The organism is Micropruina sp., from assembly GCF_027492755.1.
In the GTDB taxonomy this organism is placed as follows: domain Bacteria; phylum Actinomycetota; class Actinomycetes; order Propionibacteriales; family Propionibacteriaceae; genus Micropruina.
Genome location: NZ_JAPUED010000017.1, coordinates 1 through 23,441, shown reverse-complemented (window position 1 = coordinate 23,441; position 23,441 = coordinate 1). Strand labels below are relative to the sequence as shown.

General features: G+C 69.7%; 18 protein-coding genes and 1 tRNA gene. 2 read left to right on the top strand and 17 right to left on the bottom strand.

What is annotated here, in order from left to right; translation table 11 throughout:
* Positions 1-127: 127 nt before the first annotated feature.
* From Q0066_RS00920 to Q0066_RS00880, 9 genes are all read right to left on the bottom strand, one after another.
* Positions 128-952, bottom strand: a complete 825-nt coding sequence (locus tag Q0066_RS00920) for an abortive infection family protein (RefSeq protein WP_298129147.1) — start codon at positions 950-952, stop codon at positions 128-130.
* Between the two features lie 546 nt (positions 953-1,498).
* Positions 1,499-2,101, bottom strand: a complete 603-nt coding sequence (locus Q0066_RS00915) for a hypothetical protein (RefSeq protein WP_298129145.1) — start codon at positions 2,099-2,101, stop codon at positions 1,499-1,501.
* On the bottom strand, positions 2,098-3,867 hold the full coding sequence (locus Q0066_RS00910; RefSeq protein WP_298129144.1) for an ABC transporter ATP-binding protein: 1,770 nt from the start codon (positions 3,865-3,867) through the stop codon (positions 2,098-2,100). The genes Q0066_RS00915 and Q0066_RS00910 overlap by 4 nt, the downstream gene beginning before the upstream one ends.
* Complete coding sequence (locus Q0066_RS00905) at positions 3,867-5,651, bottom strand: ABC transporter ATP-binding protein (RefSeq protein ID WP_298129142.1); 1,785 nt, start codon at positions 5,649-5,651, stop codon at positions 3,867-3,869. Before Q0066_RS00905 ends, Q0066_RS00910 begins: the two co-directional genes overlap by 1 nt.
* Positions 5,648-6,457 carry an ABC transporter ATP-binding protein gene (locus tag Q0066_RS00900; RefSeq protein WP_298129140.1) on the bottom strand — a complete coding sequence of 270 codons (810 nt, stop codon included), beginning with the start codon at positions 6,455-6,457 and terminating at the stop codon, positions 5,648-5,650. The genes Q0066_RS00905 and Q0066_RS00900 overlap by 4 nt, the downstream gene beginning before the upstream one ends.
* On the bottom strand, positions 6,454-7,542 hold the full coding sequence (locus Q0066_RS00895; protein ID WP_298129138.1) for an iron chelate uptake ABC transporter family permease subunit: 1,089 nt from the start codon (positions 7,540-7,542) through the stop codon (positions 6,454-6,456). Before Q0066_RS00895 ends, Q0066_RS00900 begins: the two co-directional genes overlap by 4 nt.
* Entirely contained in the window at positions 7,539-8,585 is a 1,047-nt protein-coding gene (locus Q0066_RS00890) for an iron chelate uptake ABC transporter family permease subunit (RefSeq protein ID WP_298129136.1), read from the bottom strand. Before Q0066_RS00890 ends, Q0066_RS00895 begins: the two co-directional genes overlap by 4 nt.
* Complete coding sequence (locus Q0066_RS00885; RefSeq protein ID WP_298129133.1) at positions 8,585-9,559, bottom strand: ABC transporter substrate-binding protein; 975 nt, start codon at positions 9,557-9,559, stop codon at positions 8,585-8,587. The genes Q0066_RS00890 and Q0066_RS00885 overlap by 1 nt, the downstream gene beginning before the upstream one ends.
* A 96-nt stretch (positions 9,560-9,655) precedes the next feature.
* Positions 9,656-11,521: a siderophore-interacting protein gene (locus Q0066_RS00880; protein WP_298129131.1), complete on the bottom strand. Its 1,866-nt coding sequence runs from the start codon at positions 11,519-11,521 to the stop codon at positions 9,656-9,658.
* Between the two features lie 156 nt (positions 11,522-11,677).
* On the opposite strand from Q0066_RS00880, the gene Q0066_RS00875 reads away from it, so the two are divergent.
* The gene (locus tag Q0066_RS00875) at positions 11,678-13,225 is read left to right on the top strand and encodes a helix-turn-helix domain-containing protein (protein WP_298129128.1); all 1,548 of its coding nucleotides are present in this window, start codon (positions 11,678-11,680) and stop codon (positions 13,223-13,225) included.
* 19 nt (positions 13,226-13,244) lie between these two features.
* Here the strand turns inward: Q0066_RS00875 and Q0066_RS00870 are convergent, their stop codons facing one another.
* The 5 genes from Q0066_RS00870 to Q0066_RS00850 all read right to left on the bottom strand — a co-directional run bounded on the left by Q0066_RS00870 (position 13,245) and on the right by Q0066_RS00850 (position 18,779).
* Positions 13,245-14,354, bottom strand: a complete 1,110-nt coding sequence (locus Q0066_RS00870) for a PLP-dependent cysteine synthase family protein (protein WP_298129126.1) — start codon at positions 14,352-14,354, stop codon at positions 13,245-13,247.
* A gap of 264 nt (positions 14,355-14,618) precedes the next feature.
* Positions 14,619-15,131: a hypothetical protein gene (locus tag Q0066_RS00865; protein WP_298129124.1), complete on the bottom strand. Its 513-nt coding sequence runs from the start codon at positions 15,129-15,131 to the stop codon at positions 14,619-14,621.
* A 205-nt stretch (positions 15,132-15,336) separates the two neighbouring features.
* The gene (locus Q0066_RS00860) at positions 15,337-17,247 is read right to left on the bottom strand and encodes a SelB C-terminal domain-containing protein (protein ID WP_298129123.1); all 1,911 of its coding nucleotides are present in this window, start codon (positions 17,245-17,247) and stop codon (positions 15,337-15,339) included.
* Position 17,248: 1 nt separating this feature from the next.
* Positions 17,249-18,628, bottom strand: a complete 1,380-nt coding sequence (gene selA / locus Q0066_RS00855) for an L-seryl-tRNA(Sec) selenium transferase (protein ID WP_298129122.1) — start codon at positions 18,626-18,628, stop codon at positions 17,249-17,251.
* A gap of 55 nt (positions 18,629-18,683) precedes the next feature.
* A tRNA-Sec gene (locus tag Q0066_RS00850) sits at positions 18,684-18,779 on the bottom strand.
* A 65-nt stretch (positions 18,780-18,844) separates the two neighbouring features.
* Between Q0066_RS00850 and selD the strand changes: the two genes are divergently transcribed.
* The gene (gene selD / locus Q0066_RS00845; protein ID WP_298129120.1) at positions 18,845-19,837 is read left to right on the top strand and encodes a selenide, water dikinase SelD; all 993 of its coding nucleotides are present in this window, start codon (positions 18,845-18,847) and stop codon (positions 19,835-19,837) included.
* A gap of 73 nt (positions 19,838-19,910) precedes the next feature.
* Here selD and nrfD read toward each other — a convergent pair whose 3' ends face one another.
* The 3 genes from nrfD to Q0066_RS00830 form a co-directional block, all read right to left on the bottom strand.
* The gene (gene nrfD / locus Q0066_RS00840) at positions 19,911-21,002 is read right to left on the bottom strand and encodes an NrfD/PsrC family molybdoenzyme membrane anchor subunit (protein ID WP_298129119.1); all 1,092 of its coding nucleotides are present in this window, start codon (positions 21,000-21,002) and stop codon (positions 19,911-19,913) included.
* The gene (locus Q0066_RS00835; RefSeq protein ID WP_298129117.1) at positions 20,999-21,964 is read right to left on the bottom strand and encodes a 4Fe-4S dicluster domain-containing protein; all 966 of its coding nucleotides are present in this window, start codon (positions 21,962-21,964) and stop codon (positions 20,999-21,001) included. Before Q0066_RS00835 ends, nrfD begins: the two co-directional genes overlap by 4 nt.
* Positions 21,964-23,441, bottom strand: a 1,478-nt coding sequence (locus Q0066_RS00830) for a molybdopterin dinucleotide binding domain-containing protein (protein ID WP_298129116.1), incomplete at its 5' end; no start/stop codon positions are given. The genes Q0066_RS00835 and Q0066_RS00830, both read right to left, overlap by 1 nt.

Genomic DNA, 23,441 nt, shown 5'->3' with positions numbered 1-23,441 from the left:
CCGCGTAAATGGAGCAAACAACCCCATCGGTCAAGGAGAGCAAGACAACTAGCTTCGCGCGCTGGAATGCTCCATGCGGCAGACCCTTCTTTGCAGCGGGAGAGGTTTTCAGGGCAGTTCATCCAGATCAAGTGGACCGGCCCATCTGACGATCGTGTGTCGACAGCAGCAACTCCGCGACATGAGTGGCCTCGCGTATCACGTACTGGCCAGTCTCCTTGCTGATGCCGGTCGGCAGGGTGCGGCCGTGACCTGTGCCCTGGAGATTCCGCAACTCGTTGATTGTCGATGCAGTGGTCTTGGCCGATTGGTAGATGGCTCGCAGTTGTTTGCCACCAGGGGCCGTCGCGTTGACGGTCTGGGGCTGCAACTGGAGCCGATCGAGCGCGAGGGCGAGTAACTCGTCGAAGTCCATCTTCCGGTCCGGGAGCATTTGCTGCTCTTCTAGGACGAACTTGCAGATTGACTCAAGTAGTTCCTTGGCACCGCCGAGCAGGGCGCCTGGATCCTCAGCGTTGTGACGGAGCCGTGCCAGCTGTTCATCGAGCGCGGCGCGGCCACCAGTGGCGAGGTTGATGGGATTGGTGCGTTGAAGTCGCCCTTCGTGGTCGAGTCCCGCACCCTTGGCGGCGAGTGCGCTGCGCAGGGTGGCAACTCGTTCCATAACGTGGGAGTCGGTCGCATGGAAGACGCGGCCGACACGCAGAGCCGTCAGGAGTTGTTCCAGCAGTTGGTCATCGACGCCGTGTGGTCGTCGGCGGGCCGCCGCACAGACAGTGAGCACACGCTGCTGTTTGTTCGGCATCCCTGTCGACGCCTCGTACGGATCAACGTCAGCTAGGCCGCACGCCGTGAAGCAGCGCGTAAGGGTGGCGTGGCTGGGCCCGTCGCCGGAGTAGAAGAACTGGGCCAGAGCGGCAGAGACCTCGTCGGTCAGCAGAGTCGAACTCATGGGTCCATTGTGGCCGAGCTACCGACGAGCCTCGGCGCCACTCATGGGATTAGGTGTCGCTAGGCGTCATCCCAACGTCCCGGTGTCAGCCCACTAGCGTCGCAAGATCGCAGACTCCCGGCTCGGGCCGGGCTCGTTGGTCCCTGCCCGACATCCTCGGCGGCCCTTGTTTTGCTCGGCTTCGTTGTCCTTCCTGCTGGAGGCTGGCACTGGCTTCACTTTCGTCGAGCGCCAGAAGCACATGGTGATCGACTGCAAAGACCCTCACCTCAACTTGTTGCTTTGCCACTGAAGCGGCTCGTCGGGGTCGAACTCAAGCTCGGTGACTAGATGCCCGCCATGAAGTCCAGATGAAGCTTTGCCTGAAGTGGCTCAACCGGCACGAACGCCAAGACGGAGAAGACGCGCCCGCGGCCTGATCCTCTGCATCGAAGCCCGCCGCGAACAGATCGAAGCTGTTTGGATACACAAGGAGGGCATCGCCGTCACGGAGTACTGCGAGTGATAATTGACATCGGGAATCAAGTTGCGGCGATACTCGCAGAGCTATATGTCCTCGCCAGAGTGTGCCGCGATCAGTCCAGCCTCGACCAACGCAACACGCACAGTCTTGCGGTCCACACCCATCCGACGACTGATCGCCCGCATCGAGACACCAGCTCGCGCGAGGCGCACTGCCTCCGCTTCCTCGTCGAGGCAGAGTCCCGGGCGCCGGCTTGGGACGTTGCGTCGGCGGAGGTGAGAGAACACCGAGGCGCGGCGGATGCCGTACCTTTCGGCCAGGGAGTTGACGCTCATCCCGGTCAGGTAGTCACCGACGGGCTGGTCCACTTCGGAAGCGGTGAGAGAAGTTTGAGCCGTCTCGATAGTCCTCACTACGGGTCCCCGATCGTCCCTCGGAGCGCTACTCTGGGGCCGTCCGGACACCTTGTAGACACCCCGAAACAGGCGGTTGACCAGGGTTTTTGTCTTCGGGGCGGAATTGTCGAACGTGCTACTCAGGCACCCCATGTGGGCGAGGTTCGAACTCTCGACCAGAGGAACCGCTCTGGTCCCAGTTTGAAGCTCGCCCTTCTTCTTCGCTTCGGTGGCCCAGGTCAGCACGTTGCATCGGACCAGATTTCGTAGCTGCGGCACGTCCGAGTTCACTCGACCTCCCGGACGTTCCGCCCCGCCTCCCAGGCCGCCCACAGCCCGGCATACACACCAGCGGCCGCAAGCAGTTGGTCGTGTGTTCCGCACTCGGTGATTCGACCGTGCTCCATCACCACGATCCGGTCGCAGGCCGCTGCCTGGGAGAGCCGGTGTGCGATGACCAAGCCGGTCCGCCCGAGCAGCGCGGCCTCAGCAGCACGGTCCAGCAAGCCGGCCTGGGTTGAGCCGGCCTCCGCTGTGGCTTCGTCGAAGATCGCCAGTTGCGGATGGAACAGCAGGAGTCGCGCAAGCGCGATCTGTTGGGCTTGGGCGTCGGTGAGTTGGTGCCCACCCGAGCCGACCCGCGTCTCCAGGCCGTCCGGAAGGAGGTCGAGGATCGCGCTGGCGCCCGTTGTGTTGAGCGCCTGGCGAATCTCTCGGTCGCTGGCATCGGGCGCGGAAAGAGTGAGGTTCTCCCGCACCGTTCCCGCGAAGACGTGCACCTCTTGCGTGATCACCGCAGTTCGCTCAGGACGGGTCACGGTACCGGTCTCGGGCGGGTGGACGCCCGCGATCACCGCCGCGAGGGTCGTCTTGCCCGCCCCGGAGGCACCAACGACGGCCAGGTGTTGGCCGGTGGGGATGTCAAGGTCGATATCGTCCAGCACCCGAGGTCCGCTGCCGTAGCGGAAGGTGACCCGGCGGATCCGCACAGACGCGTCCCCGGTCATCGCGGGTTCACGCGCCCCCGGCTCGGACGACTCGGCGTCCGGAATCGCGGTCACACCCACGATGCGATTGAGGGACGCGGCCGCCGACTGGACGACGTCGATGACCAACAGCAACTGATTGATCGGCTCGAGAAGCCGCAGTACGAGCAGCATCGCGGCGGTCGCCGCGCCGATCGTCGAGGAACCGGCCTGGATCAGCAGGAAGCCGGTGACCAGCACGGTCGCCAGCGAGAGGCACTCGGCGCAGTTGAGCCGCGCGTTGAACATGCTCTGCACGGTCCGGGCCCGCGCCGCCTGGACCGCCACCCCCCAGGACGCCCGCAGCACGCTGTGGTGGCGTTGTTCGGCGAGCCCGAAGCCGATCACGGTGGCATAGCCGCGCTGGGATTCGACAATCTGCTGGGCGCGCGCGCTCATCGCCGCCCGTTCCGCTCGATACACCTGGGGTCCGGTGCGCAGGTACCAGCGCATCCCGACGACGTAGATGGGCAGGGTCACCACAAAGGCCGCCGCATAGGGCCAGTCCAGCGCCACCAGGCCGGCCAGCGAGACGATGATGGTGAAGACCGTGGTGGTGACCGCGCCGATCACCGCGGGGGCGGCGTCGGCCACGGTGGTCACGTCGTCGCTGCTCCGCGAGATCAAGTCCCCGGTACCGGCGCGCTCCACCCGGTGCTGCGGGAGCGTCATGGCGCGGCCCACCAGCCGTTCCCGCAGCACGGCGAGAATGGTGTGGTAGGTCCGGGTGGCCAGCACGATGGTGACCGCGCTGCCGACCGCCCCGACGACTGCCGCAGCCACCATCACCGCCGTGACGGTCAGCACGACGCCGAGGTCGGCGGTACCCGTCTGCACCCGGTCTACGAGGTACCCGGTGACCAACGGAAAGGTCAGGCCGAAGCCGGCGCCGCCGACCCCCAGCGCCCCGATCGCGGCGAGCCTGGCCCGGTGACCGCGACTGAGTCGCCACAGTTCGCGCCCAGTCTCCCGTCCGGAGGCGATCGGCAGCCCAGGTTCGGCCGCCGTGTTCGTGCCTGCCGCCGCGCTCATCACGCCACCGTCCGCTCGGACGCGTCGCCGGCGGCCTCAGGGGTCGCGGAGGTCAGGTCGATCACCCGGTCGCAGCAGCTGAGCAGGGCCGGCGTGGACGCGATCAGCAGGATCGACCGGTCCGAGCGAACCTCGCGCAACCGTTCGGCGATGACCTGTTCGGTGACCGAGTCCACCGCCGTGGTGGGGTCGTGCAGCACCAGGATCGGGGTGTCGGTGGCGAGCGCCCGGGCCAGCGCGACGCGTTGCCGCTGACCGCCGGAGAGCCGGTTGCCGTTCTCGCCGACCAGGGCGTCCAGGTCGGTGACGAAATCGTCACAGGCCGCCGCCCGCACCGCCGCGTCCAGCCGGTCGGCCGAGCTGGACGGCCCGGACGGACTGGTCAGGTTCGAGCGGATGGTGCCGCTGAACAACGTCATCCGGTGTGGCGAGACGGTCACCCGCGCGTGGTATTCGGCCGGCGTCAGCCGCTCGACGGGATGCCCGCCGAGCCGGATCTCGATCCCCGGCGCCCGCTCGGCATGCGGGTCCAGCAGGGCCGCGGCCACCAGTGCCGCGGTGCGGTCGTCGGCCCGCAGCCCCACCAGCTCGACGGGCGCCACCCGATGTGGCACTCCGGACACGCGGAGGTCCAGCACGCCGGCGTCCGGCGACCGCTCGGACGCGTCGGTCCCCGCCCCGGCCGACCAGGCCGGCGCGTCGGCTCCGGAACCCACCGGGCAGGCGTTGCCGAGAGCCTCCAGGATGCGCGCCGCCGAGGCCTGGGAACTGGCGATGTTGGGTATCGAGGCGCCGACGATGCCCTCGATCTGCGGCAGCAACGCCTGGGTCAGCCCGACGGTGGCAATCAGCCCGCCGATGCTCAGTTGCCCGTCGACCGCGAACCAGCCCGCCAGCCCGGTCACCGCGGCGACAAAGACACCGTTGACCACCCCCGAGGCGACCAGGAAACGGCCCAGGACGGCGGCGTTCCGTTTCGCGCCCACCAGGGTCTCCTGACTCGCCTGCCGGTACCGGCGGGTGGCTTCGGCCTCGGCACGGATGCCCTTGATCACCCGATAGCCGGCGACCAGGTCACTGGCTCGTCCCACCGTCGCGGCGAGCAGATCCTGGTATTCGCGGGTGCTGCGAGACAGCCGCCTGCTGAGCATTCCCATCAGGAACACCACCACCGGTGCGCCGACCAGCACCAGCACGCCGAGCAGCCAGTGCACCACCAGCAGCGAGACCGCGATGAACACGATCGACACGATCCGCGAGATCGACATGGTCAGCAGCAGGACGGCGAAGCTCACCCGCGCCACGTCATTGGTCATCGTCGACACCACCCCGCCGTCGGGGGGCCGGACCGTGGTGTGCCTGGGGTGCAGCACCCGGCTGGACAGGGTGGTCCGTAGCCGGTGCTGCAACAGCTGCAGTGCGGTCACGTTGAGCCGGCCGGTGAACCTGGCCGCCATCGTCAAGACGATGTACACCACCACCAGGACGCCGATCCACAGCAGCAGCTGGCCAGCGTCGCCGGCGGCCAGAGCCCGGTCGATCGCCAGGCCCATCACGACCGGGACGGCCGACTCGCCGACCTGCCAGGTGATCGCCAGCAGCATGGCCGGGACGGTGATCCGCGGGATCGAGAAGATCACCCGGACGACGAACCGGCCGGGGGTGTCGGACGCCCGGGTCTCGAAGGGACGGGCGTCGGGCGGTTCCGGTGCGGCCTGGCCAAGCACCGGCAGCCACCGGGTCAGCGGGCCTCGGTTGAAGCCGGCCGGGTCGACCCGGCTCACGATCGTTCTCGGCTTCGTTCCCGGCCCAGCGGCACCACCGACGGCGTTCCCGCCACCGGATCGGGCACCACCAGGCAGCGCAACCCGAAGACCTCTTCGACCAGTTCCGCGGTGACGATCTGGGACGGGCTGCCCTCGGCGACGATGTCGCCGTCCTTCATGGCGACCAGGTGAGTGCCGTAGCGCGCGGCGTGGTTCAGGTCGTGCAGCACCGCGACCAGGGTGTGACCGACGTGATTGAGATCGGTGAACAGCTCCAGCAGCTCGATCTGGTGGGTGATGTCGAGGAAGGTGGTCGGCTCGTCCAGCAGCAGGATGTCGGTGTGCTGGGCCAGGGCCATCGCGACCCAGACCCGCTGCCGCTGCCCGCCGGACAACTCGTCCACCAGGCGTCCGGACAGGCTGGTGGTGTTGGTGGCCTCCATCGCCTGGGCCACGGCCTGCTCGTCGTCCGTCGTCCACTGCCGGACCAACCCCTGGTAGGGGTAGCGGCCCCGGGCCACCAGGTCGGCCACCGTGATGCCGTCCGGGGCGATCGCCGTCTGCGGCAGCAGCCCGACCCGCCGGGCCACCTCTTTGGTCCGGTACGACGCGATGTCGTTGCCGTCCAGGATCACCCGTCCGGCCGACGGCTTGAGCAGCCGCGACAGCCCGCGCAGCAGCGTCGACTTGCCGCACGCGTTCGGGCCGACGATCACCGTGAAGGACTCGTCCGGGATGGTCACCGACAGGTTGTCGGAGACGATCCGCTTGTCGTAGCCGATGCTGGCGGACTCCACCCGGAGTCGCGCGGTGAGGGTGGTCATAGCCGTCTCCTGGCTTCGAGGAACAACAGGTAGCCCAGGTAGCAGCCGCCGATGATCAGGGTGATGATCCCGACCGGGAGCGGGGTCGATATCAGGTGCTGGGCGAAGTAGTCCGCCGCCGCGCACAGCACCGCACCCACGCACGCGGAGGGGAGGAGGGTGATCCCGGCGGTGCGGGTGAGGCGGCGCGCGATCTGCGGTGCGACCAGGGAGACGAACGCGATCGGCCCGGACGCCGCGGTCACGGTGGCGGTCAACGCGACGCCGACGATGATCAGGACGAACCGGGCCGGCCCGACCCGGACGCCCTGCGATGCGGCGGCGTCGTCGCCCAGCTCCAACTGGCGCATCGGCCGGCTGAACCCGGCCGCCACCGTCGCCAGCACGGCGATGCACACACCGCCGACGACGACCTGCACCCAGGACGTCCCGTTCAGCGACCCGGCGCCCCAGGCGGCCGCGGCCAGCGCGTCCTCCCGGTTCGCCTTCAGCATCAGCCAGGTGTTCACCGAGGCCAGCATCGCCGACAGCCCGATGCCGACGATGATCAGGCGGAAGCCCTGGGCGCCCTGCCGATAGGCGAGCAGATAGACGATCACGGCCGTGCCCATCCCGCCCAGCAGCGCCCCGCCGACCAATTGCGGGTAGCTGCCGTCGATGACCAGGATCACGATCAGGGCACCGGTGTGGGAGCCCTGCGAGAACCCGATGATTCCGGGGTCGGCGAGCGGGTTGCGCATCAGCGACTGGAAGATCGCACCGCTCAGCCCGAGCGCGGCGCCGAACAGCAGCGCCGCGGTCACCCGAGGCAGCCGCCACTCGACCACGATCTGGCGCACCAGCTTGGACTCGCCGCCGGTCAGCGCGGCAGCGACCTGGTCGAAACCGAGCTGGTAGGAACCGGTGGCCAACGCCGCCAGCACCAGGGCGATCATCAGGACGGCGAGCACACTGCAGATCAGCACGCTGCGCAGATCCACCCGGAGCCCGAACCGGTGCCGGCGCAGCACCAGCACGCGACGTCCGAAGTCGATCGGCTGCCCGTGCCGCGCGGTGCGTTCCGGCGTCGCTGTCTCCAGGGTCATAGTCCGCTCGCCTTCTTGCGCCGCACCAGGCCGATCAGCACCGGGGCACCGACGAAGGCGGTGACGATGCCGACGGGGATCTCGCCGGGCGCTATCACGACTCGGCCGAGGATGTCGGAGGCCAGCAGCAGGCTGGGTGCCAGCACGATGCTGTAGGCGAAGATCCAGCCCTGATGCGGGCCGACGAACCAGCGGGCGACGTGCGGGACCATCAGGCCGACGAAACCGATCGGACCGGCGATGGCGGTGGCGCCTCCGGCCAGCAAGGTGATGGCGGCGACGGTCAGCACCCGGGACAGCCCCAGGCGGACGCCCTGCGCGGCCGCTACGTCGTCGCCGAGCGCCATCGCGTTGAGGGACGCGGTCACGCTCAACGCCAGCACCAGAGCCACCACCAGCAGCGGAAGCACCGGCCAGATCAGCTCCAGCGGGCGCCCCATGATGCTGCCGGCACTCCAGCCGCGCATCTGATCGAAGGCCTCCGGATTGGTCAGGGTCAGCGCCGAGCTCGCGCCGGTCAGCACGGCGCTGACGCAGACCCCGGCCAGCACCATCAGCACCGGCGACTGGCCGCGGCGGGTCGATCCGAGCGCGAGCACCATGACCGTCACGACCAGCGCCCCGGCGTAGGCGAACCACATGTAGCCGCTGATGTCGCGGACCCCGAGCACACCCACCGCGACCGTGACCGCGAACGAGGAACCGGCACCGACGCCGAGGATTCCGGTGTCGGCCAGCGGATTGCGGGTCAGCGCCTGGATCAACGCACCCGACACGCCCAGTGCGGCGCCGACGACCAGGCCGACGATCGTGCGGGGCAGCCGGAAGTCGCGGATGGCGAACTGGTCGAAGCCGTCCGAGGGGTTGACCAGGGCGTCCCACACCGCCGCCGGGGACATGGTCGTCCCGCCGACGGTGACGCTCAGCACCAGCAGGACGAGCAGCGCCGCCACCGCCGCCAACAGGCCGAGCATTCTCCGGCTGGGTTCGGGCGCGGTGGCCGCGCCCGAACCCGGGGTGCCGGTGATCGTGGTGGTGGTCACTACTTCTTCGGCAGTGTCGCCAGTGCCTGGTCGAGCCCCTCCAGGTACTTCGCCATGAAGCCGTAGGAGCGACCCCACGGGCAGTACACCGGCTTCGCGTGGCCCGCCTTCACCGCCGGAAGCAGCTTCCAGGCGTTGGTGTCGAGCAGCGGCTGGATGCCGGCGGTCGGCTGGCCGTCGCTGCGGGCGTTGTACAGGATCAGGTCGTACTTGGCGAGCTTGCCGATCTGCTCGAAGGACATCGGGGCGCTGGCCTCGAAGTTGACGATGCCCTCCTCCTTGACCGCCTCGGCACACAGCGACTGGTTGATCGCGAACTGCCCCGCTTCCGCCCCGGCGAACCGGTAGGTCTCGACGATCTTCGCGGTCTTGAGGACGTCGGCGTAGTTCTGCTTGATGCTGGTGGTGAGCTGCTGGTACTTCGCCTTCTGCTGGTTCAGCGTGTCGAGCAGGTTGCCGGCACCGGCGAAGGCTTCGACGCGGAACTTCCAGTCGCTCTCCTGATTCAGGAACACCACCGGCGCGATCGCCTTCAGCTCGTCGCCGATCTTGCCGTACTGAGAGTCGCCGGTCTGAATGACGATGACGTCCGGCTTCAGCGAGGCGACCTTCTCCAGATCGATCTCGCCGCTGCTGGTGGCGACGTTCGTGGCGGCCCGGTAGGCGGCCTGCTGCTCGGCGGGGAGGTCGGCGAGGGTTCCTTCGTCGACCCCAGTGATGCCGACCGGCTTGCCGCCCATGTCCAGGTAGGCCAGGGCGGCGTTCACCAGCGCGACGACCCGTTGCGGGTTGGCGGGGACGGTCACGGTGCCGTCGTTGGTCTCGACCTGGCGGGTCTGGCTCGCCGGTGCGCTGGCGCTGGGGCTGGCCGAAGGCGCCGCCGCGGGAGCACTGCACGCGGCGAGGCCGAAGGCCGTGACGAGCAGACCGGTGGCCACGGCTGTGGCGCGTCGCTTGACGGTGGGGAGGGGCATGACGGGGTCTTCTTTCTCTCGGTTCGGGAAGGGAGGGACGAGTGGGGACGGGCAGTAGCCGGGCAGGGCCAGCCCGAACGGGCTAGCCCGACGGGGCTAGCTGGGCAGCGGGCGGACCAGCTCGTGGACTTCGGTGCCCCAGCCGACGGTGTGCGTCGTACTGCGGTCCAGCCCGGCGTTGCTGAACACGGCGGCGAGTTCGTCCGGCGTCCGGAGCCCGGAGCCGTGCACCGCGAGGCCGAGCAGGTCCGCCTCACCGTGGTGTTCGTCCAGGTCGTCGAGGTCGAAGGTCTCCTCCACGTAGAGCACCCGGCCACCGGGAAGCAGGTTCTCCGCCGCCCGGCGCAGGGCGTGGACGGCGTCGGCGTCCGGCAGGCTCTTGAACGACCGGACGATCAGGACGGTGTCCGCCGCCGGGCTCGCTTCGAAGACGGATTGTTCGGCCACGGTGACCCGAGCGCGCTGCTGCTCGTCGGGGATGGTGTCGGGCAGGTCGCGACGCAGCCAGTCGGCTTGGGCGGGCAGCGCACAGATGGTGATGCTCAGGTCGGGATGGTCGGCGAGGAAGTCCCGGGCCTGCGCACCCGCTCCGGCGGAGTGGATAACCAGGTGCTTGACGCCGGCCAGCAGCTCGGATTGGGCGATCGGCACGGCCAGCGCGGACTGGAATCCCGCCACCCGCTCGAGGTAGCGGTCCTCGTAGTCCTGCTCGGCCCGGACGCCGGCGAAGGTCCGTCCGGTCACCGAGGCGTAGGCCGCTCTGCCGGTGCGGATCGACTCGGTGAGCCCGAAGATGCCGAGCATCTCGCGGCCGGACACCCCGTCGGGGTGCAGGTAGTCCACCGTCGGCTCGTTGGTCAGCACCTCGCCGATCGCCGCCAATCGGTAGTGGCCGGGCTCGGGCTGGGCCAGCAGGTCGAGGGCCTGCAGGTAGCGCAGCAGCTTGCCCAACGCTCGTTCGTCGGTCTTGGTCCTGGCGGCGAGTTCGGCGACGCTGGTTACTCCGCGGGAGATCAGCTCCGCCACGTCCAGTTCGACGGCGGTGCGGATCGCGATCGGCGCGATCAACTCGGTCAGGTCGTGCAGCTTCTCGAAGGGCGTCTTGGACTTGGCGGGATCGGGCATCGCGGCGTCCTCCTCCGAGGCCACCACCTCACCGCGGCGCCAGTACCCGGTGAAGTCGATGTCTTCCTTGGGGATCTGGCGTTCCTCGACCAGATACCGTCGCAGGTCGCGCACCGTGCTGCGCTCGCCGGCAACCCAGGCGAAGACCTGCCCCGGCAGTGATCCCGCTTCCCGCATCGCGTCGCACAGCAAGCTGGTGGTGCCGGCCTCGGCGCCGTGCCGGACCAGCCAGGTGACCTGAACACCCGGCAGCTGGCGCAGCTCCATCCGGTGCTCCATCTCGGCGACCTCGATGAACACCAGAGCGCGCGCATCCTCGGCAAGCTCGTCGAGCAGCCGGGCGATCGCGGGTAGCGCGGTGTCGTCGCCGGCGACCAGCAGCCAGTCGGCGGCCGACGGAAAGCTCTTGGACGTGCTTGGGCCGATGAAGTGGATCCGGTCCCCCGGCTGGGCACGGTAGGCCCAGGTGGTGCCCGCGCCGACGCCGTGTTTGACGAAGTCGACGTCCAATTCGCCGGTGCCGGCGTCCCAGCGCCGAACCGTGTACACCCGGGACAGTGGGCCCGGGTCGCGCGGGATGTCGAGGCCCTTCTCTTTCTGCACCGGCAGCACCGGGGCCGTCTGGCCCGGGTAGCAGAACACCAACCGGATGTCGTCGTCGAACCCGGGCGAGTCGAAGGCGGGCTGCGGGAACCCGTTGCCGGAGGTGAAGGCGCCTAACTGGTCGCCGACCAGGGTCACTCGCCGCATCCCGGACGTCAGATCGACGACCCTGGACACCTGCACGTCCCGCAGGGTCAGTGGGTGCACCGTGAGCCGGCGTGAGGTTTTCGGCATGCTGAAGCTCAGCCCTTCCGATCGCATAGTGGATGAGGAGGCCGCACACCACCGAGGCGAGAGGGCCACTGCTAAGGTTAGGCAAACCTAACTCGGTATGGCATGCGCAGGTCGCCATATAGTTAGGATCTGCCTCCTTCCACCGAGACTCCTGCCATGAACGGTCCTCCCGCCATCCCGGCCGCTTCCGCGCGGTCGGCGGGACGCGCGGTCTCGCCGCTGCTGCTGTGGGTACGCACCGGCACCGCGCAGGTGCGTGTCGACGAAGCGGCAACGCTCCCCGTCCGTGCCGGGGAAGGTGTCTGGATACCCGGGGGCTTCCGGCATGAGATCGTCACCGAGCCGGGTACCGTCGCGTTCCCGCTGTGGCCCGAGGTCGGCGCGCCGCCGTCCGAGACGACCCGGTTCGAGGTTCCCGAGGGCTGGCACGACTGGCTGATCCAGCAGTTCAACCTGCAGGTCACCCCGTTCAGCGGTCTCGGCTACTCCTGGGAGGCGATCGCCGACCTGCTGCGGCGTCCTGGCCCGCCCCCGACCACGGGCGGACACAACGCAGCGCCGGCGCACCACGACCCACCCGCGACACCAAAGGCGGAGGTGGCCCGGGCCGTGGCCGAGGAACTGCTGCGCGATCCCGCCCTCGATCTCACTATCCAGCAATGGGCCGTGTGGGTGCTGTCCAGCCCCCGCACGCTGCTGCGACACTTCGTCGCCGACACCGGGCTCACCTTCGAGCAGTGGCGGCTACGCTGCCGACTGTGTGCGGCGGTCGAGCTGCTGGCGACCGGCTACGGCGTCGACGCCGTCGCCGCCCGGGTGGGTTTCGCCAGCCGCAACGGCTTCACTCGCGCCTTCCGGCAGCAGTACGAGATGACGCCTCGCGAGTTCACCGGTGCGCTCGCCACCCGCGCTCCCAACAACGACCTGGCGGCCAGCCATGCAGCGCGCCGCGGCAACGATCTGGTGCGGATGATGCGGGGAGACGGCACGTCGGTGACGCCCGACCTACTGCCGCAGGTCCGGACGCCACCTCACACCAACGACAGCCATGTGCTGAGCTGGGTCTACCGCGGCAGCGGCTACCTCGAGATCGGAGCTCAGCGGTACGAACGGCAGCGTGGCGTCGCCACCTGGATACCAGCGGAGGTCGAACATGTGACGGTGCTGCGCCAGGACTCGGTCTCGCTGCCGCTCGGCAACGCCAGCCCCCGTGATCTCCAGATGACCGCGCCGTTGCAAGTGCAGTTCTCCCCCGCCTGGGACGACTACCTGATGTTCTGCTCGGTCAGCGCCCGATCGATCCTGCAACCGGACGGCTACGACCCCCGGCACCTCCTCGGCCTGTTCACCGAGCAGGTCGCCGCACGGCAAGCACTCGCGGTGCCGATGCCCTCGGAACCCCGCGCAAGGAAGGTGGCGCTGCACTACCTGCGCCACATCGGCGCACCCGACGGCTCGGCTGCACACGACCTCCCCACCGACCTCCATCGAGCCTTCCGCGCCGAAACCGGCATGACCTTCTCCCGATGGCGTTATGCCGCCCGCATGCGCATCGCTCGCGACCTGCTCCTCGCCGGCGCCAAGCCCAGCGCGATCGCCCGACGTGTCGGCTACGCCCACCTGCCAACGTTCAGCGCTGCCTTTCTCCGTTTCCACGGCCTCTCTCCGCGCGAGTACCAAGAACGCGAGACCGAGAAACTGTGACCAGGGTTGATCGCCGGCGTCACATGTCCAGATCGCCGCACGTCGCCAGCGGAGGCAAGGGCCCGCCGTCGACGGCCTCTGCGATCGCCCGGTCGGCGCCGTCGATGTCGATGCCCTGTCGTTGGTACCAGGCTGTGTCGTAGTAGCTGTGGGCATACCGAGCGCCGCTGTCACACAGGATGCTGACGATCGATCCCGTGCGGCCGGCCGCGTGCATCGCCTGCGCAGCGATGAGCACGCCGACGAAGTTGGTGCCGGTCGAGCCGCCCACGCGGCGACCGAGTACTGAGCTGACGTGACGCATCGCGGCGAGGCTGAGTGCGTCGGGAACCTTGACCATCGCGTCCACGCAGCTCGCGATGAAACTTGCCTCGACGCGAGGGCGTCCGATGCCTTCGATCCGCGAACCGCCCGCCGACGTCAGCGAGGCGTCGGGACCGCCTGCGCGGGCGCTGCTGTAGTAGTCGAAGAAGACCGAGATCTCCGGGTCGGCACACAACACCCGGGTGTCGTAACACCGGTAGCGCGCGTAGCGGCCCAACGTCGCGCTGGTGCCGCCGGTCCCCGGGCTGCAGACTATCCAGGCCGGGATGGGGTGCGGCTCCTGGGTCATCTGCTTGTAGATCGATTCGGCGATGTTGTTGTTGGCCCTCCAGTCGGTGGCCCGTTCGGCATAGGCGAACTGATCCATGAAGTGACCGCCGGTGGTGCGGGCCAGTAGTTCTGCTTCGGCGTGAATGTCGCGCGGGTTGTCGACCAGGTGACAACGTCCGCCCTGGAACTCGATGGCGGCGATCTTCTCCGGCGAGGTCGATGCCGGCATGACCGCGATGAACGGCAGGCCCAACAGCCGCGAGAAATAGGCTTCGGACACCGCCGTCGAGCCGCTCGACGCCTCGATCACGGTGCTGTCCGGGCTCAGCCAGCCGTTCGCCAGTGCGTAGAGGAACAGCGAGCGGGCCAACCGGTGCTTGAGGCTGCCGGTCGGGTGACTCGACTCATCCTTCAGATAGACGTCGATTCCGGGATAGCCGGGAAAGTCGAGCGGAATGAGATGGGTGTCCGCCGACCGTCGGACATCGGCTTCGATCTTCCGGATGGCGGTTGCCGTCCAATGGTGCCGGGTCATGCCGGCCCGATGCTGCGAAGGGACCGCTGGGAGACAACTGTTCCCAGTGCAATTCCGCGTTGCTGCATGTGCTGCATCACTCCGTCCTACAGGCATCTTGGTAGGCGAGCAAGGCGGCGATCCCGTCGAGTGCGGCTAGAACAGCACCCCTGGGCACTCACCCGCACCCATGGACTCAACCCTTCGCCTTCGCCATGGCAGATCAGGCCCGCACGCAATCATGTTCTGGCGAGTCGTGCCGGGCTTCGAGCCGTCGAGTGCTGCCTAGTAGCCTGCGAGCCAGTTCTTCAACAACGCGAGACCGACCGACAGCAAGAGCAGGATGAGCGCGTAGAGGGACGCGCGTATCCGGCTTGTACCGCCGCCGCGAGCGGCGACGAAAGCGACCACCGCGACGAAGCCCCCCAGCAGCAGCTCGATGGCCAAGATCTCCAGCCGCTCGGGGAAGATCAGGATCACGACGGTGGACAGCCCGGCCACGGCCGCCGCACCCAACAGCTGAGCGGTCGCGAGTCGGACGTCCGATCGGCGATACGCCCCTGCGGAAACCAGCTGGCTCGACAGGCGAAACGCGAACCAATGCGCTATGGCGAGGCCGACAGTCACTCCCCAGACCACTTGCAGGGAGTGCGGCCGGACGTCGTCCTCGGGTAGCGCGAGCAGGGCGCCGAGCAGGCAGATGGCGACGTACAACGCCATCGTGTAACCCTCCCGACGCAGCTCGGCCAAGAAGTGCGCCGTCGGCACGTCAGCCTCGGGTCGGGGGTTGTCGTCCATGGCAGGAGCCTAATCGCCAGAGCCCTGCCTGCTCAGATCCGGCCGGCGCGGACGTCGTGTCCGTGCGCGGTAGCGGAGCGACGTCTCGACGAGGACCGCTCCGACGACGACGCCTCCCCCACTGCGGACCTCGGGCCGGCCGTCGGCGGCGATCCGATGGATCAGCGGGTGGCCGGTGGGGACGTTCAGCGCCTGATCCCGGACCTCACCGCACGATCGTGCGCCGGGTGCTGTCCACTCGACGCGTCCAGCCGCGCGAGTCGAGGAGCTCCAGCAGTGGAATCGCGACCCGGCGGGTGGTGTCGAGCGCCTGTCGGGCCTCGCTGGTGGTGAACGGTTGATCGAGTGCCGCGAGCCGGCGCATGGCCAGCGCCGGCCCCTGCGGGAGCAGGATCACTCCCCCGCCGAGTCGCAATAGGCGTCCGGCACGTTCGGCTGCGGCCAGTTGCCGCGGGCCTAGCCGTAGCGCGGCCAGTTCGTCTGCCTCGGGTGCTGCGAACGGGTGCTCACGCAGCCGCCGTTCCAGTTGGACGACGGACGCCTCGGCCTCGCCCAGGTCCGTCGCCCGACCCGGCGGCCGCAGTGCGCCCTGCTGAGACTCGAGGCCGGCTGTGCGCACCACCAGCGGCAGGAGGGCGGCGTCCGGCAGCGGCAGATCGAGGCGTCGCAACAGATCCACGGCCGCACCCTCGCTCAGCCCGGGCGCCAGCGGCTCGTCCCGCAGTTTGCGGCCGACTGCCTGCTGCAGCTGCCGTGCCCACTCCTGCAGCGCAGGCCGGTGTACCCACCAGGTTCCGTGCTGCTGCATCTCGTCGACGTTCCCGGGTGGCATCTCCAGACCGCCGATGCCGAAGCGACGCAGCTGCTCAGGCCGCATGGCGCCGCGCCGCGCCACCTCCGCGCCCGGATCGCCGGTCGCCGGGCGGGCTTCGAGCTGGGCGGCCCGGCGCGCACCGTCGCCGCGGCGGCGCAGCGTGGGCGGGTCGACGTCGAGCACCAGGACGCCGGCGTACACCGAATGTCCACCCGGGTTGCGCAACACCAGCCGGTCGCCGACCTGCAGTGGCAGGGCATGGTCGAGGGTGAGCCGCGCGTGGTCGTCACCGAAGGGCCGCACCCGGGCCTGGACGGCCGCTGTGCCGACGTGCACCACCAACTGCCGCGGACCGTCGACGAAACCGGCACCGGTCCTGCGCCGGACGTCGACGGCGTCCACGACCGGCCAGGAGTCGGGGGTGAGCAGGGCGTCCCCACGGTGGACGGTGTCCGCAGCGAGGTCGCGGAGGTTCACGGCTGCTCGGGCGTGTGGGGTCACGCTCGGCACCGCCGTGTTGCGGCTGTGCAGCCCGCGCACCCGCACCGGACGGCGTCCGGACTCCCCCACCAGTTCCAGCCGGTCGTCGTTGTGCAGCGTGCCGGCGGTGAGTGAGCCGGTGACGACGGTGCCCGATCCCTTGATGCTGAACGAGCGGTCGACCCAGAGGCGTACCCGGGCGTCCGGGTCGGGGGCGGGGGTCGTCGCGAGGACCTCGTCGAGGCGGGCGATGAACTCATCGAGGCCGGCGGTGGGGGGCGCGTCGGGATCCCGGCACTCCTCGTCATCCCGGCGAACGCCGGGATCTCGAAGGTCCCGATCAGGCTCACGAGCACCCTGATCGAGATCCTTGGCCGCGGAGACGACCACGACCGGCGCATCTTCTAGGGGCGTTCCCGCTAGCTGGGCACGGATCTGCGCCTCGGTGCCGGCCAACTGCTGCGGCGAGGCCAGGTCGGCGCGGGTGATCGCGACCAGGCCGTGTTCGATGCCGAGCGCCACGATGGCGTCCCGGTGGTCGCTGGACTGGGCCTGCCAGCCCTGGTCGGCAGCGACCACGAAGCAGACCACCGGGGCCGGGCCGACACCGGCGAGCATGTTGCCGAGAAAACGCTCATGGCCGGGGACGTCGACGAACGCGACCTCGCGTCCGGACGGCAGGGTGGTCCAGGCGAAGCCGAGATCGATGGTCAGGCCGCGCCGCTGTTCCTCGGCGAGCCGGTCGGGCTCCATGCCGGTCAGCGCGCGCACCAGGGTGGACTTGCCGTGATCGACGTGCCCGGCGGTGGCTACCACGTACATGTCAGTCGGCCGGACGGGATCCCGGATCGAGCCCGGGAGGACGAGGGTGGGCAGCCGGCCGCTTCGGGCGATGGGCGGCCGGGTGGTTCAGCGCATCGAGCACGGCCACGGTCAGCGGTTCGTCGGCGTCCTCAGGCACGCAGCGCAGGTCGATCAGGCAGCGCCCGCCGTGCACCCGGGCAAGCACGGACGGCGTGCCGAGCCGCAGCCGTTCGGCCAGTTCCTCGGGCAACTCGACCGCCCACCCGGGCAGCGGGACGCCGGGCGCTCCCCCGCCGCCGACCCGGCCGTCGTGCGGAACGACCGCGCCGCCCACCCGGGCGGCGAGAAGTTGGGCACGTTCACGGAGGCGCTCGGCGTCGGCGTGCAGCGCGGCACGCACCGGGGGTTCGCCGCCGCGCAAGGTCGCCTCGAGTGCAGCCAGGGTGAGTTTGTCGGTGCGGACGGCCCGGGCCAGCGGATGCTTGGCCAGCCGCTCGATCGCGCCGCGGCGGCCGAGCAGGATGCCGGCCTGCGGTCCGCCGAGCAGCTTGTCGCCGCTGGCGATCACCACGTCGGCGCCGGCGCGCAGGGCGCTGTCGGCGTCCGGTTCGTCGGGCAGCAGGGGGTCGGGGACAAGGAGCCCGCTGCCCAGGTCGACGATCAGCGGCAGGTTGTGCGCATCGGCCAGGTCACGCAGCATCGCGATGTCCACCTGGGCGGTGAATCCCTCGACCCGGAAGTTGCTGGTGTGCACCTTCAGCAGGCAGCCCGTGGCCTCGGTGATGGCGCGGGCGTAGTCGTCGGCGTGGGTGCGGTTGGTGGTGCCGACCTCGCGCAGCCGGGCGCCGGTGGTCTGCATCAGGTCGGGCAGCCGGAAGCCGGCGCCGATCTCGATAAGCTCGCCGCGGCTGACCACGATCTCCTTCGTTCCGGCCAGCGCGGTGACGGCCAGCAGCAGGGCGGCGGCGCCGTTGTTGACGATCAGCGCGCCCTCGGCGGCCGGGCAGGCCTGGAGCAGTGCCTCCCGGGCAGCCACGCCACGGGCACTGCGGCGTCCGGTTGCCAGGTCGAGTTCCACGTCCACGTAGCCGGCCGCGGCCTGCACCGCCGCTTGGGCGGCGTCCGAGAGCGGGGCGCGGCCAAGGTTGGTGTGCACGATGACGCCGGTGGCGTTGAGCACCGGGGTCAGCGACACGGTTTCGTGAGCGGTGAGGGCGCGCTCGACGGTGCTGGTCACCTCGTCGGCGGGCAGCAAACCGGCACGGGCGGCCTCCTGGGTCTGGGTGATGATGGCGCGGATGGCGGTCTCGCTCAGGCGTCCGCGGGCGAGCGCCACGGCGGGCAGCCCCAGCAGCAGGTCGGTGCGGGGAATGCGCCGGCGCCGATCGTCGTCGCCCATGACCACCTCGCGCTCGTCGTCCTCGGCCGGCCCATCGCAGGAGGTACCGGAGCAATGGCGGAGGCGGACGGGAATCGAACCCGCCAGACCGAGCTGCTCGGCCTCACCGGTTTTGAAGACCGGGGGGCCCACCAGGAACCCTCACGCCTCCGCCGGGAACCCTACACCGTCGTCCGGACGGCGCCGGATGCGGGCAGCGGGTCTACTCTCAACCCCATGCAATCGATCCGAGAAGCGACACGGTTGACGGGGTACGCCCACGGCGGCGGGTGCGCCTGCAAGATCCCGCCCGGCGAGCTCGAGGACGCCGTCCGCGGGCTGACCGGGCAGGCCTCACCCACGGTGCTGGTCGGCCTCGACGACGGCGACGACGCCGCGGCCGTGCTGGTGCGCGAAGGCCTGGCGGTGCTCTCCACCGCCGACTTCTTCACCCCGGTCGTCGACGACGCCTACGACTGGGGCCGGATCGCCGCGGCCAACGCGCTGTCCGACGTCTATGCGATGGGCGGCACCCCGGTGGTGGCGATCAACCTGGTCGGCTGGCCGCGCGAAGTGCTGCCGATGGAGCTGCTCACCGAAGTGCTGCGCGGCGGCCTGGACGTCGCGGCGCAGGCCGACTGCCCGGTGATCGGCGGGCATTCGGTGGACGACCCGGAACCCAAGTACGGCATGGCGGTCACCGGCATCGCCGACCCGGCCCGGCTGCTGCGCAACGACGCCGCCGCCCCCGGGCTGCCGATCACGCTGACCAAACCGATCGGCGTGGGTGTGCTGAACAACCGGCACAAGCGCACCGGCGAGGTTTTCCCCGAAGCCGTGGCGTTGATGACCGAGCTCAACCGGGTCGCCTCGCAGGCTGCACTGGCCGCCGGCGTCAAGGCCGCCACCGACGTCACCGGCTTCGGGCTGCTCGGGCACCTGTTCAAGCTCTGCCGCGCATCCGGCGTCGGCGCGGTGATCGACGCGAGCGCCGTCCCGGTGCTGGACGGCGTCCGCAGTTCACTCGCCGAGGGCTACGTCTCCGGCGGATCCCGGCGGAACCTCGACTGGGTGCGGCCCCACCTGCGTCCGGACGCGGACATCAGCGAGGACGACCTGCTGCTGCTCGCCGACGCCCAGACCTCCGGCGGCCTACTGGTCGTCGGCGAGGTCCCCGGCTACCCGGTGATCGGCGAGACCACCGCCGAACCCGGCATCCGCATCCGGTAGGCGCAACCCCTCGGCATCCCGGCCACTCGACCACCGGGATGCACCCGCGGTCATCCGGAGGTGACGTGCAGCCCTAGCCCGCGGTGGTGATGGAGTCGTCGATGACACCGGCCTCGCGGCGTTTGGCCAGCCTGTTCTTCTGCGGGACGATCGTGTAACGAGGGTCCTCGGCGGCGTGCAGTCCGGCGTGCAGGACGCCGAACCTGGTCAACGCGGACGCCGTCAGCAGCGACACCCCGGACAGCACAGCAACCGTCCGGTTGCGCCCGCCGATCAGGGCGCCCAGCCCGCCTGCGGCGGCCAGCCACTTGCTCCACTTCAGCATCTTTCCTGGCGCACCGTGGTGCAGGGGCTCGGCGGCAACCGGGTCCATGGTCCGTTCCATCAGTTCGGACGCCACCAGTTCGGACGCCGAACCGATCACCGCCAGTGCGCGGGCCGGGCCGGCGTCCGCGACCGGAGTGGTGATCATGCCGAGCCCGCCGGCGGCCAGGCTGGCGGAACTGACGAAGACGAACGGCAGATGCTCGCGGGCGTCGTTCCAGGTCGGGTTCGCGGTGTCCGAGAGCAGCACCGCGGTGTAGGCGGCGAGCGGCGGACCGAACAACCCGGCGGCCACCCCGGCGGGCGTCTCGACGAACCGCAACAGCGGCCGCAGCGGTCCGAGAGGCAGTCGAGCCTTCGTCATCCGGTCGACCTCAGCCACCGCCGCGACACCGGCGAAGGCGCTGAAACCACTCAAGATCCACGATCCGATGCTCATCGGCGAGCTCAGCTTGATGGTGCGCAGCATGTTGAGGAAGCGCTCCGGGCGTCCGAGATCGGCGACCAGTGCGACCGCGCCCAGACCGACCGCGCCGAGCGCGGATAGCCGGCTGTTCCGCCGCAACACCTCGTTCCCGGTCAGTTCGGCACCGGCGGCCAGCATCGCCGAGCCCCCAGCCAGACCGCCCAGGAAGAGATACACCCCGATCGGATTCTCCCAGGGCGGCGGCTTGACGATCGGCCGGTCGTAGTAGGAGGTGAACTCGGCGTCCGGAACCATCGGTTGCTCGCGGGCACCATCGCCGCCTCCGCCGCGCCGGCGTCCGCCCTTCGGCCCACCGCGGCGACGCCGTCGCGGCGGCTCGGGTGGACGGTAGCTGTCGTAGTCGGAGTGGGTCATCGGCGTCGTCCGCCGGTCAGGAAGGCGAGGACGACGCCGGCGATCATGCCGGCCGCGGCCAGCGAGGCGCGGTTGAACATCCGCGGCAGATCGGCGGTCGGCACCCGCGGATCGGGCGGCAGCCCGTACACCTCGGGCTCGTCCAGCAGCAGGAAGATCGATCCGGTGCCACCCACCCCGTCATTGGGGTTCGCGCCGTACAACCGGGCCTCGGTCAAGCCTTTCGCATGCAATTCACGCACCCGCTCGCGCGCCTGCTCGGCGAGATCGTCGTGGTCACCGAATTTGATGGACGTCGTGGGGCAGGTCTGCGCGCAGGCCGGGGTCTGCCCGTCCACCAGCCGGTCGTAGCAGAGCGTGCACTTCTGGGCGACCCCGACGTGGGGTGTCGGCGCCTGCTCGCCGGCGGTGAAGTCGCGGTTCGTCTTGGGCTGGACCAGGCCGTCCTTGCGGCGCTCGATCACGCCGAACGGGCAGCCGGCCACGCAGGTGCCGCAGCCGTTGCAGACGTCCGCCTGCACCACGACCGTGCCGAACTCGGTGCGGAACAGCGCCCCGGTCGGGCAGACGTCCAGGCAGCCGGCGTGGGTGCAGTGCTTGCAGACGTCGGACGACATCAGCCAGCGGAAATCGGGGGTGTCCGGCGGCGTGGTGTCGACCCCGGAGAGATCCTCCTGCGGCACCGCGCGAGTGGGCATGCCGAGGCTGACCAGGCGGCGTCCGCTCTCGCGGGCCTGCTCGATCTTCTCCTTGCCCTGCTCGATGAAGGCGACGTGGCGCCAGGTGTCGGCGCCGAGGTGAGTGGTGTTGTCGTAGGAGGAGTCGGAGAGCTTCCAGTCCGAGTCGGCCGGGTTACGGTTCCACTCCTTACAGGCCACCTCGCACGCCTTGCAGCCGATGCAGATCGACGTGTCGGTGAAGAAGCCCTTGCGGCCGGGGTGGGCCGGCTCGGTGATCTGCATCAGTGCCGCCCTTCCTCTCCCTCATCGCCGGTGACCCACGGGTCCTCGGTCTCGACCCGTTCGACCTCAACCCGGTCGTGTTCGATCTCGCTCGCGCCCCGGTCCGCATCGCCCGGGCGCATGCCGGTCTCCACCGTAACCCCGGCGCGGCGTTGATAGTCGGCGACCAGCTGCAGCAACGCCGCACCGCGCGGACGCCGTCCCGGCACGATCGCGCACGATCCGGCCTTCGACTCCTGGATCAGCACGTTCGGGTCCATCACCACGCCCAGCAGGTCGTTCGCCGAGTCGCCGCTGACCACCGCCTCGTCGCCGACGCCCCAGTGGTACGGCAGGCCGATCTGGTGCACCGTCCGTCCGTCGACCCGGAGCGGACGCACCCGGTCGGTGACCAGCACCTTCGCCTCGATCGCCGCCCGGGGCGAGATCAGCGTGGCCCAGCCATAGGGCTCGAGCCCGACCTCCTCGGCCAACTCGGGTGACACCTCGCAGAACATCTCCGGCTGCAACTCGGCCAGGTAGGGCAGCCAGCGGCTCATCCCACCGGCCGTGTGGTGCTCGGTCAGCCGGTAGGTGGTGAACATGTACGGGTAGACCTCCGCGCCGCGCTCGTCGTCGCTGGGCGCGCTCAGGTTGTCCGGACGCGCCATCGTCACCCGGGCGGGCGACCGCTGCTGGTCGTAGATCCGGTTCTTGACCGGCGACTCCTGCGGCTCGTAGTGCGCCGGCAGCGGCCCGTCGACCAGGCCGCGCGGCGCGTAGAGCCAGCCCTTGCCGTCCGCCTGCATGATGAACGCGTCGATGCCGGACAAAGCCTCGGGTCCGCGCGCGTCGGGTCCCGGGCGGGCGTCCGGGGCGAGGTTCGCCGGGAAGTCGGGCACGTCCGAGCCGACCCAGCGGCCCTGGACGGCGTCCCACCAGACGTACTTCTTCCGCTCGCTCCACGGCCGGCCCTCGGGGTCGGCGGAGGCCCGGTTGTAGAGCAGCCGCCGGTTCGCCGGCCAGGCCCACGCCCACTCGGGGTTGACCGGACCGGGCTCCTGCCGGTGCGGACGAATCGCGGCATGGTTGATGCCGTCGGCGTAGACGCCGGTGTAGATCCAGCAGCCGCCGTCGGTCGAACCGTCGGCACGCATCTCGGTGTAGGACGACAGCGTTTGCCCGGCCCGCTCACCGGTCAGGAAGCGTCCGTTGATCTCGGCCAGCACCGCCTCCGAGGAGGGGTTGCCGTGCTCGTCCAGCGGGTAGTCCCAGGTCAGGTCGAGCAGCGGCCGGTCACGCTCGTCGGTCGAGCCGGCCAGCTTCTCCCGGATCCGCTTGCCGAGCTCGTAGAAGAAGTCCAGTTCGCTCTGGCAGTCGCCGGGGGGCTGCACCGCCTGGTGCCGCCACTGCACCATTCGCTGGGTCTGGGTGAACGTGCCCGCCTTCTCGACGTGGTTGGCGGCCGGCATGAAGAACACCTCGGTGGCGATGTCCT

Excerpts from the sequence above, each read along its gene's own strand:
- Q0066_RS00920 (WP_298129147.1), bottom strand. The coding sequence starts at position 952 with ATGAGTTCGACTCTGCTGACCGACGAGGTCTCTGCCGCTCTGGCCCAG.
- Q0066_RS00910 (WP_298129144.1), bottom strand. The coding sequence starts at position 3,867 with ATGAGCGCGGCGGCAGGCACGAACACGGCGGCCGAACCTGGGCTGCCG.
- Q0066_RS00900 (WP_298129140.1), bottom strand. The coding sequence starts at position 6,457 with ATGACCACCCTCACCGCGCGACTCCGGGTGGAGTCCGCCAGCATCGGC.
- Q0066_RS00895 (WP_298129138.1), bottom strand. The coding sequence starts at position 7,542 with ATGACCCTGGAGACAGCGACGCCGGAACGCACCGCGCGGCACGGGCAG.
- Q0066_RS00885 (WP_298129133.1), bottom strand. The coding sequence starts at position 9,559 with ATGCCCCTCCCCACCGTCAAGCGACGCGCCACAGCCGTGGCCACCGGT.
- Q0066_RS00880 (WP_298129131.1), bottom strand. The coding sequence starts at position 11,521 with ATGCCGAAAACCTCACGCCGGCTCACGGTGCACCCACTGACCCTGCGG.
- Q0066_RS00875 (WP_298129128.1), top strand. The coding sequence starts at position 11,678 with ATGAACGGTCCTCCCGCCATCCCGGCCGCTTCCGCGCGGTCGGCGGGA.
- Q0066_RS00870 (WP_298129126.1), bottom strand. The coding sequence starts at position 14,354 with ATGACCCGGCACCATTGGACGGCAACCGCCATCCGGAAGATCGAAGCC.
- Q0066_RS00865 (WP_298129124.1), bottom strand. The coding sequence starts at position 15,131 with ATGGACGACAACCCCCGACCCGAGGCTGACGTGCCGACGGCGCACTTC.
- Q0066_RS00860 (WP_298129123.1), bottom strand. The coding sequence starts at position 17,247 with ATGTACGTGGTAGCCACCGCCGGGCACGTCGATCACGGCAAGTCCACC.
- selA (WP_298129122.1), bottom strand. The coding sequence starts at position 18,628 with ATGGGCGACGACGATCGGCGCCGGCGCATTCCCCGCACCGACCTGCTG.
- selD (WP_298129120.1), top strand. The coding sequence starts at position 18,845 with ATGCAATCGATCCGAGAAGCGACACGGTTGACGGGGTACGCCCACGGC.
- nrfD (WP_298129119.1), bottom strand. The coding sequence starts at position 21,002 with ATGACCCACTCCGACTACGACAGCTACCGTCCACCCGAGCCGCCGCGA.
- Q0066_RS00835 (WP_298129117.1), bottom strand. The coding sequence starts at position 21,964 with ATGCAGATCACCGAGCCGGCCCACCCCGGCCGCAAGGGCTTCTTCACC.